This window comes from Xylocopilactobacillus apis (genome assembly GCF_033095965.1).
Lineage (GTDB): Bacteria > Bacillota > Bacilli > Lactobacillales > Lactobacillaceae > Xylocopilactobacillus > Xylocopilactobacillus apis.
In genome coordinates this window covers 1754788-1772999 of sequence record NZ_AP026801.1, presented here as the reverse complement: position 1 = coordinate 1772999, position 18212 = coordinate 1754788, and the positions used below count along the sequence as shown (strand labels likewise).

Here is an 18212-nt window from a genome sequence, read left to right as displayed (position 1 = left end):
TTAATCTCCTTAGTATCGAAGCAATTCTTCCCGATAATTGTGGAGTTCTTTTTCTAGACGATCTAAGTTGCTTGCCTCAAAAGTTGCGGTAATAGCTTTCGCAATTTCAATTGCAACCACACTTTCGACTACAATCGAGGCTGGCACGATTGCCGTAGTATCTGATCGTTCAACTTGAGCTTTTTGCTTTTCTTTAGTTTTGATGTCCACAGTTTGCAGCGGTTTATAAAGAGTTGGGATTGGTTTCATTGCTGCTTTGATAACAAGCGGCATACTGTTAGTCATGCCGCCTTCAAAACCTCCGAGATGATTGGTTATCCGACTCCAGCCGGTATCAGGATTCCAATCAATTTCGTCCATGACTTGGCTGCCGGGTTTGCCAGCAGCAGCAAAGCCATCGCCGATTTCAACACCTTTCATCGCATTGATTCCCATAACCGCTCCAGCTAATTGACCGTCTAGTTTTGTATCCCAACTAATATAGCTTCCTAAACCTGCAGGTACGTTTTCGACAACGACCTTAATAATTCCACCAAGAGTGTCGCCGTCTTTTTTTGCCTGTAAGATTGAATTGTGAATTTGTTCAACAAAATTCGAGTCTAAAATTCGGAGGTCATTTTGTTCAATTGCGTTGTTAATTTCTTGAACAGATAAATCTTGGTCTGGAATCTTATTTGCGCCGATTTGTTGAACATAGCCAATCAAATTAATATCAAGCTGGGCTAATAATTGCTTGCAGATTTGTCCCAGTGCGACCCGCATTGCTGTTTCACGGGCAGAAGAACGTTCTAAGACATTTCTTAGATCACTTTGACCATATTTCATACCACCGACCAAATCAGCATGTCCAGGTCTCGGACGAGTAATTTGGCGTAAAGTATTACTTTGGGTCGCTGGACTAATGGGATCCATAATTTGACTCCAATGGGAATAGTCCCGATTTTGAATTGTTAAAGAGATTGGACTTCCAAGAGTAACATCATGACGGACACCACCAGTGATTTCTACTGAATCGTGTTCAATCTTTTGGCGGTCTCCTCGGCCAAACCCACCCTGCCGAGCAGCTAAAGCATCATTAATTTCTTTAATGTCTAATTTCAAACCAGCCGGAATCCCAGTGATAATGCCAGTTAATTGCGGACCGTGAGATTCTCCAGCAGTAACGTAATTAATCATATTTATTGCTCCTTTTGTAAATTAGTTTTGGAAGTTGTAAGTGCCCAGTGGGTAAGACCGGTAAATATTACCCCAGCGATCCCGATTATTAAATCAAAACGCATGGCACTTGCTGTACTTTGTTTTGACAGCCATCCGGTAATAATCGGAATTGAAAATGAAGCCAGACTGCCGAAGGTAAAGTAGACTCCTGTAATGCGACCTTTGACATGAGGATAGAGTTTGATAAAAAGGTTAAGTCCCATTTGCAGTACTCCGCCGGCAGCAGAAAATCCAAAAGCAAAAGCTGCCAGCATGGAAATAATAGCAATTGGACTGTAACAAACGATGGCTAATGCCAGCAAGGACATGATATTAAGCATTAATAACAGTTTGTTTTCAGGAATGCCTTTGCGTAGTAAAAGGAAAATTATAATAACTCCCGTAATTGAACCGATACTGTATAAAGATAAGAGCCAATGAGATAAAGACATACTAAAGTTAAAAGTTTTCCTAACGAAAAGAGTAATCCACTGGGTGTATAAAATCATCAGGGCCATTGCTGTATATCCGTAGCCCATCAAACTGACGGAAACTATTATTTTTTTTGTGCCAGTTAGTTCTTGACTGGCAGATTCAGTTTCAACATCGTCTTGATTGCGGGGCGGGAACTTTTGGCGATTTAAGAAAACAAAATTGAAAACTAAAATTACTGCTGCAATCATGAATGACCAACCATACCAGAGCTTATTAGATTCAAGGTTCGCAACTACCAATGGTAGGATAAATTCACCGCATGAGACAAAAGCTTTTATTAGAACATTAGCGGAACCTTGAGGACTTCCCATCTCGATAAAAGTAGTATAAGTACCTGAATCAAGAGCAGAGTTAGCAATTCCTGCTAAGATGGACAGCATGTAAGCCACTTGGATATTTTTTACAAAAGCCATTCCGACAAAAAAGATAAAGTAACTGAGCATCCCAACGTTGACGAAAATTTTCCGTCCAAAGTGGTCAGATAAGTTACCCAGGATAAAGTAAGCGACCAGCCGACCGATTCCAACGCCTGAAACGACGTAAGATACTGTAGCAATGGGGGTCTGCCAATGATTACTTAAGGCCTGCATATTTTGCGTTAGGATAATTAATCCAAAGCCATGGATGAAATAGTTTAGGTATAAACTAAGCGATAGTTGACGTTTATTCATATTCTCTCCTTAAAAATAATAAAAAAAACCAGCTAGACTGTTGTAATCTAACTGGTTTTTAAGCTAATGATGATATGGCTCAAGCTAGATCACATTGTGTCTAGCTGGTGGATCAAAATGACTCTGCTCAGACACGGACAATTTCTGGCGTCCGTATCCAATAAGAATTACGGACGCTAGCTAAAATAAGCAAAGCCATAATAGTAATCTTTATTTAAAATGCAGCGTGTCATAATGATTCCCTTTCGTTTATTGAATGGTTACATTAAATCATAATCATTTATCTGCGTCAACAGTAATTTTTAAATATGCCGCTGTAAATAACCTTGTTCACATTAATTACGCAAATATTTACGTTTGAGATTAATAAATTTTTTTTTATTTTTCCAATGCTAAGATGAAATCATAAAATTAATTGTTTAAAAGGAAGAAATTTATGTTAAGTAATAAATTGATGTCTACGTTTGTGTTGAATTTCATTTTGTCGTTTTTCTTACAAGCGTCTTTCATATTAAGTATAGTTATTTCTGTATTTGTCTATGCGGTAGTACATTCGAGTTTTCTCTTGAAAGATTCTCACAACAAAAAGCACGGTTTTAAAAATTTTATTATGATTGCTGCCAGTATAATTGGAATCCCCGTTTTTCTTTTGTGGCTAATTATTTCATGGATTTATCAAAAGCTGCGATATAAAAAGATTGATTATCAATACATGAGTAATCGTATCTTGATGATCCTTGTAATCCAGATTTGTTCCACTGTTTCATCGGTGTGTGCTCAGATTTTTTTGCCATTGTTTAATAAAATTCCAAATGGTTTGGGTTCTTTATTTTTAGGCATCTTTACAGTTGTGTTAATGATTTCACTTTTAATAATTAGTATTAAGCTGCTTAATAAGTATCGTGAAAAAATAATGTTTTTTGTTCAAAATATTAAAGAGGTTAATTTGGAATCTAGAACCTTTAGTTTCTTAGCTTTTTTAATTTTTGCAATTTCTTTTATCCAAATCTTTGGAACAATTTTCAGTATTAATTTTTAAAAACAATAAATATAAATCTCGATTCTAGTAAGTTTGTAGGTTTGATGAATATTATCAACTATTTAGTGTTGGGCATCTTCGCAATTTTTATAATTTTAACTTTCTTTGTAATTGTGTCATTCGTGCGAGCATTTAATTATCGAAGAGATACTGAAATAAAATTTGCGCAAAATAAGCAATTAAAAGACTACCTTGATAATATTGAACAGCAATATCAAGAACTACGTCATTTTAAACATGATTATAAAAATATGCTTTTGGCTCTGGAAGGTTTTGTAAAAGAGGGAGACCATAAACAATTTAAAGAGTACTATGAGCAGTTAGTTAGGGAGCAGCCTAGTCAAAGTGAATTAGAAGATCAGTCAATTAGTAACATTAATTATTTAAAAAACGAACCGATTAGAGGATTAATCATTGAAAAATTTTTCTATGCTAGAAAGTTGGGAATTAATTTAGAGCTGGAAATTACAGAATCGATTGAAATCAAAAATCACGATATTTTATCAATTGTTAGAGTAATTGGAATATTGTTAGATAACGCAATTGAACAGGCAACAAAAGAAGAGAATAAATTAGTAATTTGTGCTTTAATTAAATCAAACGATCAAATTGTGATTACAGTTGATAACTTTGTTAATGATCTAGAAGATCTAAGCCAGATTTCTCAAAGTGGCTATACCACTAAGTCGGGGCATTCAGGCTTTGGGTTAAATAACGTTGATAAAATTGTAAAGCAGAATGAAAATTTGTTTTTCGAAACGGAAGTTGTAAAACAGCATTTCCAAGCAACATTAATGATTACAGGAGAATAAGATTTGTTTCCAATATATTTGTTGGAAGATGATTCCAAACAGCGAGCTAATTTTGCAGCAATAATTAAAAATACAATTATGATTCATGACCTCGCAATGGGCTTAATTTGTGAAACTGATAATTCGCAAACGTTGATGAATTTTGTTGATCAAACTCATCAGGGTTTGTTTTTTCTGGATATGCAAATCGGCAAACAAAAAGATGAGGGGCTTAGTACGGCAATGAAGATTCGTGAGCAGATTGTAGGAGCTCAAATAGTTTTTATTACAACTCATGATGAACTTTCAATTTTGACCCTTGAGCGCAAAGTATCCCCTCTAGACTACATTTTAAAGGATAAAGGGCTTGATAATATTAAGCAAAACATCATTGAAGATATTTTAAAGGTGAATGATCTTTTGAAATCTGATGAATACAAAAGAGAAAATATGTTTAATTATCACATTGGAACGCAATATTACAGCATTCCAATTTCTGAAATCATCTATTTGAGTACGTCAAAACTAAATCCGCATCGTGTGACGTTAATTACTAAGACAAAAAGACCGAATTTATCGGCAATTTGAACGATTTAGAAGAGAAGTATCCAATGCTTTTTCGCAGTGATCGAAGTTATTTGGTTAATTTAGATCAGCTTGAACATTTCGATAACCATAAACGCGAGCTGTATTTTAATAACGGGAGTGTCGCCTACGCATCGATTAGAAAATCTTGGGAGTTAATCAAGATATTAAAATAGCTTTTAACGTTCATGACGGAAAAACTAACGTTTAATCGAATTTGATATTTTGGTAAAAAAACAAACTATAATATTTCTATCTTAAAAGTGGAGAAAATGTGATGGACGTAAGAATAAAAGACTTAATTTTTTCAAGTATCGAAATCTTGGTGTTAACTGGGATTAACGAATTTATGCTTTATAAATTTATAAAAGCAAAATCTAAATCAAAATTAATAGCAGGATTACTTCAATTAATTATTGGGGCCGCATTAATTGTTGCGTTATGGTTGAATAAATCAACTTATATGTCAATAACTCCTGTACTTATATTGATGTTAGTCGGTTTTGGAGGGTATCTATTTTTCAGGCATCATAATGTTCAAAATATAAAATCAGAAAAACTTGGATTCTACTACCTTATTTCAGTAGCCTCACTAATAATTGTTAATACATTTTTGAGTGATATCTTTGTTTATCAGACACCTTCGTTTCGATCTTCAACAAAACAATCCATTCCTTTAACAATAGGAATCTTAATTTTTATTGGTGTCTATGAATTCGTTGTTCGTCGTTATCTTCTAAATACGGAAAAAGTGAAGAAAATTGTTGGCATTTATGTTTTATTGATTGGAGCACTTTTCATTGCATGTATTTGGTTGGGGAACACGACAACTTCTTCTAATATAATGTTATCTTCAATACCAATAACTTTATTGCTTTATAGATATTTGGGGGTTAAAATACCAGCTAAAGCTCAAGCTTATAATGGTTTGCTAATTCTTGTGGCAATGATAGCAATAGAATGTACAGGACCTTTTATTCCGTTTTTTGTAGCCTTTGATATAGCTATATTTGCGGTTGTTGTTTATTATTTTATCAAAGCAAAGAAAGAATCCAGTCAGACAAACTAAAACTCGATTTTTAGTTAAATAAGTTATTTCTAATCTATTTAGTGTTATCATTGATAGTAGATGGAGGTAATTTATAATGAAAAAAGAAAAAGTCTCATGGCTTACCAATTTGATTTATTTTATTTTAGTTCCGGTATCGCAAATAATTGTATATATTTTTAGCAGTAAGTCATTGGGTGAAATCACTAACTTATTGGCTATTAAAGAAAAATTAGGGCTCTCGACGGAACAATTTAAAAATTTTCAATTAGGATTAGCAGCTTTGGTTTCAATTATTACCTTTTTAGTTCTCTTCATAATTGATTGGCTATTGCTTAAACTTTTGTCTTCAAGGTCAAGTACGCAGGCACTATTTATGTCATTAGTTCTAGGGATTGTTATCAGTAATCTATTGGGAATTATTATTCCTAATACCTTAGATTTGAAAATTACTCAAGGAATTATGGCGTTAATTCAACTTTTAATCGTGATGTTTACTTATTCTAAATTAAGTAAGAAATATGGAGGAAGACATGATCGCACAGGGACCATTATTTTGGGAATAACAAGTCTTGCCTTAGGTATCATCCCTTACTTTATTCACTAAATTAAAACCAGCTTCGGCTGGTTATTTTTTTGCTTTTAATTTGACGTTATTTTGTCAACGATTTATAATGCTTTATGGTTAAATTGACCGCCGGTCATTTTCGGGAGATAAAGATGTACGCTCAAAGTGAAAAACAAAAAGAAATTAAAACTCAGCAGATTGCGGACGCTGCTTTAGAACTTTTTCAAAATCAAACATATTTTGAAATTTCAATGAATCAAATTGCACAATTAGCGCATGTGGCAAAAGGGACATTGTTTAATTATTATCCTAACAAAGAAAGTATTTTTATGGATCTTTTACTTCATGGATATCAGGAATATTTTTTATCAGCGCATCAACTTTTTGAAGAACGTGAAATTTCTAGTTTACAGGAATTAAGATGTTTTTTATTAGATTTAACCGATGAATTAATCCAAAATCGACCAGTAGTTGTTCGTTTAAATGCTCTAAGAGGTCAAGTGCTCGAAAAAGATAGTATTAAAGAACAGACTGCGCGTGGAAGACAAAAATTATATGAAATTACGCAGAGCCTTAATCAGATGATTGCTGATAAGATTCCAAATTTTAATTCAAACGAAGTTAACGAACTTTTTTTTGCTCAAAGTGCAATTATTAGCGGTTTAATGAATTTAGTAGGGTTAGATCAATTTAATCATCAACAGTTATCTTTAACGATGACCGATTTTCATATTGATTTAAATCAACAAGCGAGAAAGATGTTTGACGACTACCTGCAGGGCGTATTTATAAGAAAGGAAAATTAATAGTGGAGCCAAAATATATTCGTAATTTTTCAATTATTGCTCATATTGATCATGGGAAGTCAACTTTAGCTGATCGGATTATGGAGTTGACCAATACGATCGATGAACGAGAAGAAAAAGCGCAACTTTTGGATGATTTAAAGGTTGAACAGGAACACGGAGTTACTGTTAAATCACGCACGGTGCGAAATGTTTACCAAGCAGAAGATGGACATCAGTATGAATATAATTTTATTGATACGCCAGGGCACGTTGATTTTTCTTATGAAGTATCTAAAAGTCTTGCTGCAAGTGACGGAGCTATTTTATTAGTTGATGCGACCCAAGGAGTTCAAGCTCAAACCGTGGCAAATTATCGCTTAGCTAAAAAGAATCACTTGGCAATTATTCCCGTGATTAATAAGGTTGATATGCCTTCAGCTGACGTTGAAGAAACTGAAGAACAAATTATACAGTTAGATGATAGTTTGGCAGAAGAAGAGATCTTAAAAATATCTGCTAAAACCGGGCAGGGAGTAAAAGAAGTTCTAGAAGCAATTAGAACTAGAATTCCAGCTCCTAAAGGTGATTTAAAAAAGCCGCTTAAAGCTCTGGTTTTTGATTATTTGTATAATCCTTTTCTAGGAATTATTGCTTATGTGAGAATTTTTGATGGACAGTTAAAATCTGAGGATCAAGCCCTTTTAATGGCCAAAAAGATCAGTTTTCAAGCTCATGAAATTGGCTTTTTTACCCCTGAAATGAAAACAACCAATCAGTTGTCTGTCGGAGACGTTGGATATGTAGTGACAGGATTAAAAGACCCACAATCAGTTCGGGTGGGTGATACTTTAACGCTCAAAAATAACTCTGCTGAAAATGCTCTTTCGGGATACGAAGCAGCACAATCAGTAGTATTTGCGGGATTTTATCCGAAAAACAATGATTATCCAGAATTAAAAAACTCTTTGGCAAAATTAGCACTTAATGATCCATCATTTCATTATCGAGAAGAAGTATCTGATGCATTGGGGCCAGGATTTCGTTGTGGATTTCTTGGCATGTTTCACCTGCAGATTATTCAAGAACGACTGAAAAATGAATATGGTCTTGAAGTTTTAACCACTGCTCCCAACGTAACTTATCGCATTCATCTAAAGAAAAATAATGAAGTTAAGGAGATCACGAATCCAACTCAGTTTCCATATTTTAACGATATTGATTACGTTGAAGAACCAATGGTTAATGCAACGATCGAAGTGCCTAATGAATTACTCAGTCCAGTTATGAAGTTAGCCGATCAGCATAAAGGACTCTTAGTTGATATGGATTCTAAGGCGAAAAATACCGAACTTCTTTATCAAATTCCGGTTTCAGAGGTAGCGTATCAATTCTTTAATGAGCTGAAATCGGTATCTCATGGATATGCAACTTTAGATACTGAAGATGCTGGTTATCAAAAAGCTGATGTGGTGAAAGTTGAAGTTAATATTAATTATTCGCCAATCGATGCTTTATCGTTTATTGTGCATCGGGAAGATGCAGGGCGCTTAACGCAAGATTTGGTTCATAAACTTAAATACTCAGTTCCAAGAACTCTTTATCCGATGCCAGTACAGGCAGTTGTTGAAGGAAAGGCACTTGCTAGAGTTGATGTTCCGCCGCTTAGGAAAAATGCCGCAGTTTCAGGCGGAAAAAAGAGTGTTTCGAAAAAGCAAGATTTACTGAGACGGCAAAGCATTAATAAGCGCCAAGCAGTAAAGAATAACGTAGCTTTATCCCAAGAAGTTTTTAATTCAATTTTAGAATTGAAGCAATGATTAAAGGCGATGACGTAGTTTGAATTATTACCGTATACGGTATATAATTTAAGCATAAAAAGAGCTGGTGTTGGAGCACCAGCTCAATGTAAGCCGCTTTAAAGGCGGTGACAGTTATTATAGAAAAATGTAATCCATCCTATAACCTTGTCAAAGTTGAATAGGGTGGTTTTTTGTTACTTTTCGTTATGTTTCAAGATGGTTGCTGAAAGCCAAGCCAAATGAAATCATCAACGAGATAGCTTGAAAAACAGTCAAGCTGACTGCGAATCCTTTCTAATAAGATTGTTCCGTATTTCCATACAGCACCACCTCCTTGGAAATTCATGCAGCCACCGCCCATAAAACTTCTAACTTTTTAAGTATAACAAAGAGAACAGATGTTCAGCAACTGTCTAAGCAGTTGCTTTTTTGTTTATTTTTTTTACAAAAAATAAATATAATTTCTATAAGCTATTTGATATACTAACGATAAATATTTACGCTTTAAGATCAGAAAGAGGAGATGACCATGAAATTAGTCAAGAAGTTGGGCTATATTGCAGTACTACTAAGTGGAATTTTAGTTTTGACTTTTGCGTTGAACTTTAAACAGCAGAGTAAAGCAGCAGATTTTCCAACGAATATAGCGATTGAAAATAATGGTAGCGATTTCAGGGGGGGGGCATTTAGCTAACCCTGTTAAATCTGTTTGGGGGGATCCGCTGCAACAGAAATCATTAATTCAACCAAGAAGCGGGTTAAGCCCGATCAATATTGGGTCAGGCGACAGCCAAAATTTCTTTGCGACGGTTGGTTCTGCTGTTGCAAAAGTCAATGATGATGGTACTTGGGATACAATATTAATTAACGAACCAATATCATGGCAGGTTGGAGCAGTAACTCTTAACTCAACAGTCGATATGAGTCAAGATTTTAACTTTAGTTGGGATCTAAAGATTGATCGACCAAGTTGGACTTATCTGTGTGATGGATTAGGTTTTTCTTTACATCCGTTATATAGACCAGGTGATAAAATAGTCGATTCTCTTGAAAAAATTGACTATATTTTACCATCAATTTTCGGACGTCATTCTGACGGATCATCTGTTACCAGTTCAAGTGACTTAGACATTGGTCAGAATTTGCATTCAATTGGATATAGTGGAAGCCAATTGGGAATTAGTGATTTAATGAATGCCATTGCCTTTAAAATTGATACATATCTCGATGGGAGTAATTTAGTAGGCTTAAATTATATTCCCGGCACTCCCTATGGCAGCTCTCAGCATGCCTATAATGGAGTTTTAGAACCTGATGATCGTTTTGCTTCAGGGTCACCTGAACAAATTGATAATAGTTATGGAGCTTTTATATCTACAGATAGCAATGGTTATTCTGGGAAGTCACAATATTCTGCTCCTTTAAATGGCTATCCGTTAACGTCTAAAAATGATTCTTTTGGCAATGTAAGTGGTACATCTATGAAAGTTGTTGATAATAGTTGGCATCCAATGTCAATATCTTATTCTGCATCTACGTATACTTTAAAGGTAGTAATTGGCGATCCTGCTACTAGCGGGGCAGTTTGGAATAAAATTTTAACCACTGGAGAGAGAAGGGTTCTAAGGGATCGAAAAAATTGGGCGTTTTCAATTTTGGGTGCAACTGGTTTAGGTGTTGAAGGGAATACAATCAAAAATGTCCGAGGAACTTTTACCCCAGGTGACCCGGTAATTACAACTCGTTATGTTGATGAAAATGGTAATAATTTGCAGCCTGTTAAGTCAACAATTTTATCAGATTGGCAGGTTCAACATCCCGGGTCAACTCAATTCGTGGATACCAGCAGTCCGGCGATAATTGTAAAAAATGGAAAAACCTATCGTCGAGCTCAAGTTAACGGGACCTTCTTTGATAATGGGACTCGGCTTAATAAACGTCTTGGAACTCCCGGCAGCGGGGGAACAGTTACTAATTCAGGCAATAATACAACGGTAACTACTGACTTTAGCGGAGTTACCTTTGTGAATTACGTCTATCGGCAGGAATTACCTGCTAACAGCACCGATGTTACAGCAGATCTTCAGATGAGTGTTAATAGTGGAGCCTTTTTGAAAACTGCTTCCATCAGACCAGGAGATAATATTGCTTTTAAATATACAGCGAAGAATAATGTGATTCCGATTTGGTCCAAGGTCACAGCAGTTCAATCATTAGGTGGTTTGTTTACCCCGGTTGGTTCTTTGCCAGTAGATGTCACTCAAAAGGCTGGACTTCTTTATGTTCCTTTAAAGCTTGGCAGTACCAATGATTTAAAACTAGGTGAGACGGGAAATAATACCGTTACAATGAAATACAATGGGGCTAATAATGCGCAATTGACTGCCGATGATGCAGGTCAAATTACAATAACAAATACTCCGGTGAGTCCCAATGCAGCTCCGTTAACGAAGATAGTTTCAAAGGTTTCTATTTATGATCAATCCAACCAACTAATTGATGAAAATGGTGATCCAGTCTTTGGTTCATATTTTTATAACTCAAGTAATAATCAAGCGCCACTGTCTAGCACAGATCCAGTGTATAATACCGGAAACTATGCACCAGTCACTGACTCAGTGACGTTAAATGATCAAGGGTGGTGGTACCTTGATCCAATCACCAAAGTGCTGACGATCTATCCTCATGAACTAAATGGAGCACTTGATACTGCCGGTCAGTCGGTTTGGCCGTGGCATGGACAGGCAGCGGAGATTACAAAAGTAGTAATCAAACCAGGAGTAACCGCAAGGGGCTCACTGCATAATCTATTTACGGACCTCACAAACGCGACGGCGGTTGAAGGTCTTGATGCTCTGAATACATCCGATGTTACCGATATGAATGCGATGTTTTCTCATTGTCAGAGCTTAACGAGTCTTGATGTGAGTCATTTCAACACCGCTAATGTTACAGATATGAACAGTATGTTTAACTACTGTACGAGCTTAAACAGTCTAAATGTCAGCAGTTTTGGTACGAATAAAGTAACTAGTATGCGGGGAATGTTTCAGGCCTGCACGAATATTACAGAATTAGATCTAAGTAACTTTAACACGGGTCTGGTACAGGATTTCAGCTTCATGTTCAATGAGATGCATGGGCTCAAAAAGTTAAATGTAACAAGCTTTAATACAACAAGTGCAACAGACATGACAGTGATGTTTGCCCATATGAATGTATTGCCAAATTTAGACCTCAGCAGCTTCAATACGAGTAATGTTACTACAATGACTTCAATGTTTGAGGGAAGTCCCAAACTGTGGCAGTTAACTCTTGGAGGGAGTACGAAGTTAGCTAGTGACAATGGCTTAACAGATCCCGCATTACAAACGGAGATCAGTGATGCAGGAGTAACGTATTACGTCACAAATCCTCAGTGGCGGGAGGTTGGGAATGGCACGGTACATGAACCTGCAGGGAACGCAAAGACGGCGGCGCAGATTGCCGCTGAATCACAGACCGCAACAGCTACGAGAACTTACGTGTGGGATCAGGTTGGGAAACAGACGATCACTGCAACAAACGGCATAGACTTTGGATCACATCAAGCACCATTGCAGCATGAGGAGTATAACAGCAGTTCCCAGAGCTTTAACTTAACCGATAACCGGAATGTAAGAAATGGGAAGAGGTGGCAGATTACCGCCGAAGTTTCAAAACAATTTGAATTGAATACTGATTCTACGAAGAAGATTATAGGCAACCCACTGTATTATCATAGCGGTGGGGTAACAACAAATCTCACTTCAACTGCACAAGCTGTGTATAACGGCACAGCGGGAACGGGTTATCAAGATACATTATCGATTCCCTGGGAGCTAAGTTTTAAGGCTAAGCCAAGTGATATTCCAGCTCCTGGTCAATATAAAGCAACTGTGACGTACACTTTAGTTAATATACCTTGAACGATTATCAATTGCGTTATATAATTTAAGTATAAAAAGAGCCGGTGCGTCAACACCAGCTCGATGTAAGCCGCTTTAAAGGCGGTGGCAATAATAGAATTAGATTAACCCATCCTATAACTAGCCAAAGTTGAATAGGACGGGTTTTTTGTTACTTTTCGTTGTGTTTCAAGATGGCTGCAACAAGCAAGCCAAATGAAATCATTAACGAGATAGCTTGAAAAACAGTCAAGCTGACTGCGAATCCTTTCTAAAAGATCGTTCCGTATTTCCATACGACACCACCTCTTTAGAAATTCATGCAGCAGAACATATGCTTTAGTGAATGTGCCTTAACGTTTGCAAAATATTCATCCTTATTTTGTTTTATAAATACATGTTACAATTTGAATATAACATGTTTTAATTGAGGAATTGCGATGTTAAAAAAAGAAGAATTGCCAGTTTGTCCAGTTGCCACAACGGTTGATTTAATTGGTAATAAATGGAAACTTTTGATTTTAAGAGAGTTACTAAAGGGGACTTGTCGTTTTAATCAACTGAATCGGGCAATTGATGGAATTAGTCAAAAAGTTTTAACCGAGAACTTAAGACAAATGGAAAATGACGGAATTGTAAATAGAATAGTTTATGCGCAAGTTCCTCCAAAAGTTGAGTATTCATTAAGTGATTTAGGAAATTCTCTCAGACCAATTATTGATGCGATGAGTGACTGGGGAACTAATTATCTGCAGGAAAATCAAAACGAAAAAAAAGAGGACTGATAAATGTCCTTTTTTTATTTGATTGATTTATAAAAATTCTTGGCAACTTTCTGATAACTTTTTCCATGAGAATCAACATCGGCATTTAAACGAATTATTGTTTTTGTGGTTAACTTTTTGTTGATCTTATTTAACAGTCCTTTAACTTTAGGATGTAACTTTAGAGTTTTTATGCGAATTACCGGCACAATATTATATGACGGCCAAAAATTTCGATCATCTTTTAAAACGGTGTATTCCTTAGAATTTGCAAGTTGGCCTTCTGTAGTGTAGGCAGGAGTTGCGTCTGCTTTATTGCTTTTTAATATTTGATATTTCAAACTGTTATCATAAACGGCAGTTGATTTAAACTTGAATTTGCCATATTTCTTTTCTAATCCAAGCAAGCCATCTTCTCGTTGATCAAATTCCCCTGGGAAGCAAAGCGAATTTTGGTGGAATTTTTTTGAAGGTCACTAATGGTTTTTATCTGATATTTTTTTGCAACATTAGTTTTGATTGCGATTCCCTGAGAGTCGTTAGCAAAAGCATAATTCAGAGTCGTTAACTTACCGCCAGCTTCGTAATGTTTATGAACCGTGGCTGCCTCTTTCTGCGGATTAGTTTCTAAAGCCAGTTTAAAAATGGATAGCAAAGCAGTTCCGGTATATTCTGGATATAAATCGATTTTTCCTTTCTGAATCGATTCAGGAATTATTGAACTGGCAATATTAGGAACCCTTTCGACTTTTAAACCGTGGTCTTCAAGGGCTAAGGCATATATTTCACTAACAATGAGGTTTTCTGTAAAATCTTTTGAACCAATTTTAATGGGTGAATCTTGCTGGGAAGTAGATCGGCATCCGTATAGAAAAAAAAGCATCCCAGTCATGATTCCTACTAGTATTAATTTCTTTTTCAAATTCATTTCCTCCGGGAAGCATTATAGATCGACTGATCACGAGGATAAAAGTACGCACTTTTTTGTAAGTATGTGATAAAAAGGTGCGTTCTTATATTTCTTTAAGAAAAAAATTATACTGAATAAATCTTATTACTAAAGGGAGAGAACGATTGTTTGTTCAGATCATAAAATATTTTCAAATGAATCAGCTACAATACTTTGATTATTTGATTCAGCATCTTCAAATAAGTTTTATGTCACTACTAATTACAGTAGTGATTGGAGTTCCTTTTGGAGTATTTTGCGCTAAACATCAATTGCTCGCAGAATCGTTAATTATTATGTCGCAATTATTGAGGATAATACCAAGTTTAGCAGTGTTATTTATTCTAATTCCATTTTTGGGTACTGGCATAGTTCCAGCTTTAATTGCTTTGGTAGCTCTTGGTCTACCTTCAGTATTCATCAATACGGTTTTAGGTTTTAAAGAGGTTCCGCCAATTATGATTGAGGTTGGAACAGGGATGGGGATGTCGTCTTCGCAGCTGTGGAAAAAAGTAGAGTTTCCCTTTGCGCTACCTTTTATTCTCAATGGAGTCAAAATCTCATTAGTTGAGATTATCGCTAGTACCACCCTTGCTGCATATATTGGGGCAGGAGGTTTAGGAACGTTAATTTTTACTGGATTAGGTTTATATCGAACGGATCTTTTGCTGATTGGTGGTGGGTCAGTTGCAATTTTATCTTTAATAAGTATGACGATATTTGATTGGGTGATAAAACATTATGTATAATGTTGCAATTAAATTTGAAGGGGTAACAAAGACTTTTCAAAATAGAAAAATAATTGACAATCTGTCCTTTGAAGTTATAGCAGGTAAATTCATTACAATTTTAGGAACCTCCGGTTCTGGCAAAACGACAATCTTAAAGATGATTAATGGATTGCTTGAACCAGATGAAGGTCGAGTCAAGGTCAATGGGTATGACATTAAAAAAGTAAACATAATTAATTTACGGAGAAATATTGGCTATGTTGTTCAGGAAATTGGCTTATTTCCCCAAATGACGGTAGAACAGAATATTTCAGTAGTGCCAGAATTGTTAGGCTGGCAGAAAAGAGAGATAGCAGACCAAGTTAACCTTCTAATGAAAATGATTAAACTGCCAATGGATAAATATCGCGACCGATATCCCAAACAGCTGTCCGGCGGACAACAGCAGAGAGTTGGAGTGGCTAGAGCATTAGCGGCAAATCCAAAAATAATGTTATTTGATGAACCATTTGGCGCAGTTGATGCAATTACCCGTAATGACCTCCAAAAAGAAATTAAAAAAATTCATCAAGAACTGGAACCCAAAACATTTATTTTTGTTACCCATGATATTCATGAAGCTCTTTATTTAGGTGATCAAGTTATGATTGTGGATCAAGGAAAAATTAGCCAGTTTGACACTCCAAGAAATATTGTACAAAATCCGAAATCGGAATTTATTAAACGTTTATTAGACACTATTTATCAAGAAGATGCACTTTGGAGTTCTCTGAAATGATTAAATATTGGAATAATTATCATGATTTATTGTTGCAGGCAATTTGTGAGCACTTAGAATTGGTAATAATCGCATTAGCACTTTCCTTTATTAGTGCAATTTTAATCATTACGATTTTTGTTAACCGGGCAAAGAGCCTAAATCGACTTGTATACTTCTTTTCGGCGCTATATTCGGTTCCCAGCTATGCTTTTTTTGCTCTTTTAATACCGATCAGCGGCTTAGGAAAAATAACGGCAATTATCGTTTTGACGCTTTATAGCGAATATATTCTGCTTCGAAATTTTTCAACAGGTATTAATAAAATCGAAACTGTTATTATTGAAACAGCAATTGGACTTGGAATGACAGAAAAACAAGTTTTATTTAAAATTCAATTACCACTTGCAGCCAAGTCTATCTTTAGTGGAATTAGAGTTGCCCTAACTTCAGTTATTAGTATTGCGACCATTGCTGCATCTATTAATGCTGGCGGGATCGGAACAATTTTATTTGATGGATTAAGAACACAGAATATTTTTGCAATTATTTGGGGTTTGATTTTAACGATTATATTATGTTTGGCTTTAACCACGTTTTTAAAGATTATTGAAAAAATCAGTTTAAGAACTTTAGGAGAAAAATGAAAGCAGTAGTAATTTACGAGGCCGGCGGGCCAGAAAATCTAATTTATCAAGATGTACATACACCAGAGTTAAAACCAGGCTGGTCTTTAGTAAAAGTAAAGGGCTTTGGTGTCAATCATTCAGAGCTTTTCACTCGTCAAGGAAAATCTCCAACAGTGAAATTTCCCAAAATATTAGGAATTGAATGCGTTGGCTTGATTGCAAAATCCACTGATGTTCGTCGCTTGCCAATTGGTACAAAAGTAATCTCGTTGATGGGCGAGATGGGAAGAGATTTTAACGGGAGTTATGCTGAATATGTATTATTACCGAATAATCAGATATATCCAATTGAAACACGACTATCATGGGAAAAATTAGCAACTTTGCCAGAAACTTACTACACTGCCTTTGGATCATTAAATAATTTAAAAATTGAAGAGGACGATCGAGTTTTGGTTCGTGGAGCAACAAGCGGTGTTGGTATTGCATTTATCAACTTACTCAAAAGCAAATTTTCTCAGTTAAAAGTCGATGGAACGAGTCGTAGTTTTAAAAAAGAACAGCTATTAAATGTCGGTTACAATCATGTGATTTTAGATCAAGAAGGAGAATTACAGACAGATCGTTCTTATGACAAAATCTTAGAATTGGTTGGTCCTGCAACAATCAAAGATAGTTTCTGCCATTTGAATGAAGGTGGTATTTTATGTAGTACAGGTCAACTCGGTGGTCAGTGGTACTTAGATAATTTTGATCCAATTATGGATCTTAAGTCCAATAGCTACTTAACCAGTTTTTATTCAGGAAATGTTTCGGCAGAAAAAATTAATCAGCTTCTAACTTATGTTTCTGACTATCGAGTTAAGTTAAAACCAGAGAAAATTTTTTCATTAAAAGATATTAGAAAGGCCCACGAATACCTTGAAGGCCATCATAGTTTTGGTAAAGTAATCGTTTTATTCAAATAATCCGGTTAATTCACTTTTTTGAAGTAAATGAGGTTCACTTTCTTTGAGAAAATCTTTTTTACGAGCACTTGGTTTCAATTCAAGTTCGCAATCAAGAATGTAAATTGTGAAACGATAAGCGTGCTGTTTTCCGCGTGGCGGTTTAGGACCTGCATAGTGATGACGTCCATATGCAACTCCTTGCTTAGCATTTCCTAGTTCAGGAAGGATTTTACCAGCAGGGATATGTTCTGGAATGCGATCTTGAACAGGCAGATTCCAAATTAACCAATGGTTGAAGGTTTTAAAAATAGGATGTTTGATGTCGTCTAAAGTAATCGCAATTGTTTGAGCGTTCACTGCAACATTGTGAAGAATAAATTCAGGGGAAAAGTCCTCGCCTCGGCCTGTATATCTAAGAGGAAATGTTGCTCCTTCTGTTAAATCAGGACATTCGAAAGTAAATTCATTATTGCTCATGATTAATCCTTTCTTATTTGAGTTTAATTTTAACAGTTATTTCCAACC

20 protein-coding genes and 1 pseudogene are annotated in these 18212 nt (G+C 35.7%); 15 read left to right on the top strand and 6 right to left on the bottom strand.

Features of this window, described 5'->3' with window-relative positions; all coding sequences use genetic code 11:
• Window positions 1-9 precede the first annotated feature (9 nt).
• Together aroC and R8749_RS08310 are read right to left on the bottom strand one after the other, a co-directional pair.
• Window positions 10-1176: a chorismate synthase gene (gene aroC, locus R8749_RS08315; RefSeq protein WP_317695873.1), complete on the bottom strand. Its 1167-nt coding sequence runs from the start codon at window positions 1174-1176 to the stop codon at window positions 10-12.
• 2 nt (window positions 1177-1178) lie between these two features.
• Complete coding sequence (locus R8749_RS08310) at window positions 1179-2363, bottom strand: MFS transporter (RefSeq protein WP_317695871.1); 1185 nt, start codon at window positions 2361-2363, stop codon at window positions 1179-1181.
• 436 nt (window positions 2364-2799) lie between these two features.
• Here R8749_RS08310 and R8749_RS08305 point away from each other — a divergent pair, with 436 nt between their 5' ends.
• From R8749_RS08305 to lepA, 8 genes are all read left to right on the top strand, one after another.
• Window positions 2800-3402, top strand: a complete 603-nt coding sequence (locus R8749_RS08305; protein ID WP_317695869.1) for a hypothetical protein — start codon at window positions 2800-2802, stop codon at window positions 3400-3402.
• Between the two features lie 44 nt (window positions 3403-3446).
• A complete protein-coding gene (locus R8749_RS08300) occupies window positions 3447-4214 on the top strand; it encodes a sensor histidine kinase (RefSeq protein ID WP_317695867.1) in 768 nt (255 codons plus the stop codon).
• A gap of 3 nt (window positions 4215-4217) precedes the next feature.
• Complete coding sequence (locus R8749_RS08295; protein ID WP_317695865.1) at window positions 4218-4781, top strand: response regulator; 564 nt, start codon at window positions 4218-4220, stop codon at window positions 4779-4781.
• A gap of 23 nt (window positions 4782-4804) precedes the next feature.
• Complete coding sequence (locus R8749_RS08290; protein ID WP_317698547.1) at window positions 4805-4954, top strand: LytTR family transcriptional regulator DNA-binding domain-containing protein; 150 nt, start codon at window positions 4805-4807, stop codon at window positions 4952-4954.
• 101 nt (window positions 4955-5055) lie between these two features.
• A complete protein-coding gene (locus tag R8749_RS08285) occupies window positions 5056-5847 on the top strand; it encodes a hypothetical protein (protein ID WP_317695863.1) in 792 nt (263 codons plus the stop codon).
• A 76-nt stretch (window positions 5848-5923) separates the two neighbouring features.
• A complete protein-coding gene (locus tag R8749_RS08280; protein WP_317695861.1) occupies window positions 5924-6433 on the top strand; it encodes a hypothetical protein in 510 nt (169 codons plus the stop codon).
• A 113-nt stretch (window positions 6434-6546) separates the two neighbouring features.
• Window positions 6547-7200, top strand: coding sequence for a TetR/AcrR family transcriptional regulator (locus R8749_RS08275; protein ID WP_317695859.1), 654 nt, complete (start codon window positions 6547-6549; stop codon window positions 7198-7200).
• 2 nt (window positions 7201-7202) lie between these two features.
• On the top strand, window positions 7203-8999 hold the full coding sequence (gene lepA, locus R8749_RS08270) for a translation elongation factor 4 (protein WP_317695856.1): 1797 nt from the start codon (window positions 7203-7205) through the stop codon (window positions 8997-8999).
• 186 nt (window positions 9000-9185) lie between these two features.
• On the opposite strand, the gene R8749_RS10905 is transcribed toward lepA, so the two are convergent.
• Complete coding sequence (locus R8749_RS10905; RefSeq protein ID WP_486684824.1) at window positions 9186-9257, bottom strand: putative holin-like toxin; 72 nt, start codon at window positions 9255-9257, stop codon at window positions 9186-9188.
• Window positions 9258-9510: 253 nt separating this feature from the next.
• Between R8749_RS10905 and R8749_RS08265 the strand changes: the two genes are divergently transcribed.
• On the top strand, window positions 9511-9675 hold the full coding sequence (locus R8749_RS08265) for a hypothetical protein (protein WP_317695852.1): 165 nt from the start codon (window positions 9511-9513) through the stop codon (window positions 9673-9675).
• Window positions 9641-12928 (top strand): BspA family leucine-rich repeat surface protein, encoded by a 3288-nt coding sequence (locus tag R8749_RS08260; protein WP_317695850.1) that lies wholly within the window; start codon window positions 9641-9643, stop codon window positions 12926-12928. The genes R8749_RS08265 and R8749_RS08260 overlap by 35 nt, the downstream gene beginning before the upstream one ends.
• 151 nt (window positions 12929-13079) lie before the next feature.
• On the opposite strand, the gene R8749_RS10845 is transcribed toward R8749_RS08260, so the two are convergent.
• Entirely contained in the window at window positions 13080-13160 is an 81-nt protein-coding gene (locus R8749_RS10845) for a putative holin-like toxin (protein WP_425613229.1), read from the bottom strand.
• Between the two features lie 187 nt (window positions 13161-13347).
• On the opposite strand from R8749_RS10845, the gene R8749_RS08255 reads away from it, so the two are divergent.
• Window positions 13348-13692: a winged helix-turn-helix transcriptional regulator gene (locus R8749_RS08255; protein WP_317695847.1), complete on the top strand. Its 345-nt coding sequence runs from the start codon at window positions 13348-13350 to the stop codon at window positions 13690-13692.
• 14 nt (window positions 13693-13706) lie between these two features.
• On the opposite strand, the pseudogene R8749_RS08250 reads toward R8749_RS08255, so the two are convergent.
• A pseudogene (locus R8749_RS08250) lies at window positions 13707-14599 on the bottom strand (glycine betaine ABC transporter substrate-binding protein).
• A gap of 146 nt (window positions 14600-14745) precedes the next feature.
• Between R8749_RS08250 and R8749_RS08245 the strand changes: the two are divergent.
• From R8749_RS08245 to R8749_RS08230, 4 genes are read left to right on the top strand one after another with little or no spacing between them, the layout of a single operon-like run.
• Complete coding sequence (locus tag R8749_RS08245) at window positions 14746-15369, top strand: ABC transporter permease (RefSeq protein WP_425613191.1); 624 nt, start codon at window positions 14746-14748, stop codon at window positions 15367-15369.
• Window positions 15362-16129 (top strand): ABC transporter ATP-binding protein, encoded by a 768-nt coding sequence (locus tag R8749_RS08240; RefSeq protein ID WP_317695845.1) that lies wholly within the window; start codon window positions 15362-15364, stop codon window positions 16127-16129. Before R8749_RS08245 ends, R8749_RS08240 begins: the two co-directional genes overlap by 8 nt.
• Entirely contained in the window at window positions 16126-16755 is a 630-nt protein-coding gene (locus R8749_RS08235) for an ABC transporter permease (RefSeq protein ID WP_317695843.1), read from the top strand. Before R8749_RS08240 ends, R8749_RS08235 begins: the two co-directional genes overlap by 4 nt.
• On the top strand, window positions 16752-17705 hold the full coding sequence (locus R8749_RS08230) for a zinc-binding dehydrogenase (protein WP_317695841.1): 954 nt from the start codon (window positions 16752-16754) through the stop codon (window positions 17703-17705). The genes R8749_RS08235 and R8749_RS08230 overlap by 4 nt, the downstream gene beginning before the upstream one ends.
• On the opposite strand, the gene R8749_RS08225 is transcribed toward R8749_RS08230, so the two are convergent.
• A complete protein-coding gene (locus R8749_RS08225; protein WP_317695840.1) occupies window positions 17694-18164 on the bottom strand; it encodes a YbhB/YbcL family Raf kinase inhibitor-like protein in 471 nt (156 codons plus the stop codon). The two genes, R8749_RS08230 and R8749_RS08225, sit on opposite strands and share 12 nt — an antisense overlap.
• Window positions 18165-18212 lie beyond the last annotated feature (48 nt).

Coding starts and splice junctions, on each gene's coding strand:
- R8749_RS08230 (WP_317695841.1), top strand. CDS start 16,752: ATGAAAGCAGTAGTAATTTACGAGGCCGGCGGGCCAGAAAATCTAATT.
- aroC (WP_317695873.1), bottom strand. CDS start 1,176: ATGATTAATTACGTTACTGCTGGAGAATCTCACGGTCCGCAATTAACT.
- R8749_RS08225 (WP_317695840.1), bottom strand. CDS start 18,164: ATGAGCAATAATGAATTTACTTTCGAATGTCCTGATTTAACAGAAGGA.
- R8749_RS08240 (WP_317695845.1), top strand. CDS start 15,362: ATGTATAATGTTGCAATTAAATTTGAAGGGGTAACAAAGACTTTTCAA.
- R8749_RS08285 (WP_317695863.1), top strand. CDS start 5,056: ATGGACGTAAGAATAAAAGACTTAATTTTTTCAAGTATCGAAATCTTG.
- R8749_RS08275 (WP_317695859.1), top strand. CDS start 6,547: ATGTACGCTCAAAGTGAAAAACAAAAAGAAATTAAAACTCAGCAGATT.
- R8749_RS08300 (WP_317695867.1), top strand. CDS start 3,447: ATGAATATTATCAACTATTTAGTGTTGGGCATCTTCGCAATTTTTATA.
- R8749_RS08260 (WP_317695850.1), top strand. CDS start 9,641: ATGGTAGCGATTTCAGGGGGGGGGCATTTAGCTAACCCTGTTAAATCT.
- R8749_RS08305 (WP_317695869.1), top strand. CDS start 2,800: ATGTTAAGTAATAAATTGATGTCTACGTTTGTGTTGAATTTCATTTTG.
- R8749_RS08235 (WP_317695843.1), top strand. CDS start 16,126: ATGATTAAATATTGGAATAATTATCATGATTTATTGTTGCAGGCAATT.
- R8749_RS08310 (WP_317695871.1), bottom strand. CDS start 2,363: ATGAATAAACGTCAACTATCGCTTAGTTTATACCTAAACTATTTCATC.
- R8749_RS08290 (WP_317698547.1), top strand. CDS start 4,805: ATGCTTTTTCGCAGTGATCGAAGTTATTTGGTTAATTTAGATCAGCTT.
- R8749_RS08255 (WP_317695847.1), top strand. CDS start 13,348: ATGTTAAAAAAAGAAGAATTGCCAGTTTGTCCAGTTGCCACAACGGTT.
- R8749_RS08265 (WP_317695852.1), top strand. CDS start 9,511: ATGAAATTAGTCAAGAAGTTGGGCTATATTGCAGTACTACTAAGTGGA.
- R8749_RS08280 (WP_317695861.1), top strand. CDS start 5,924: ATGAAAAAAGAAAAAGTCTCATGGCTTACCAATTTGATTTATTTTATT.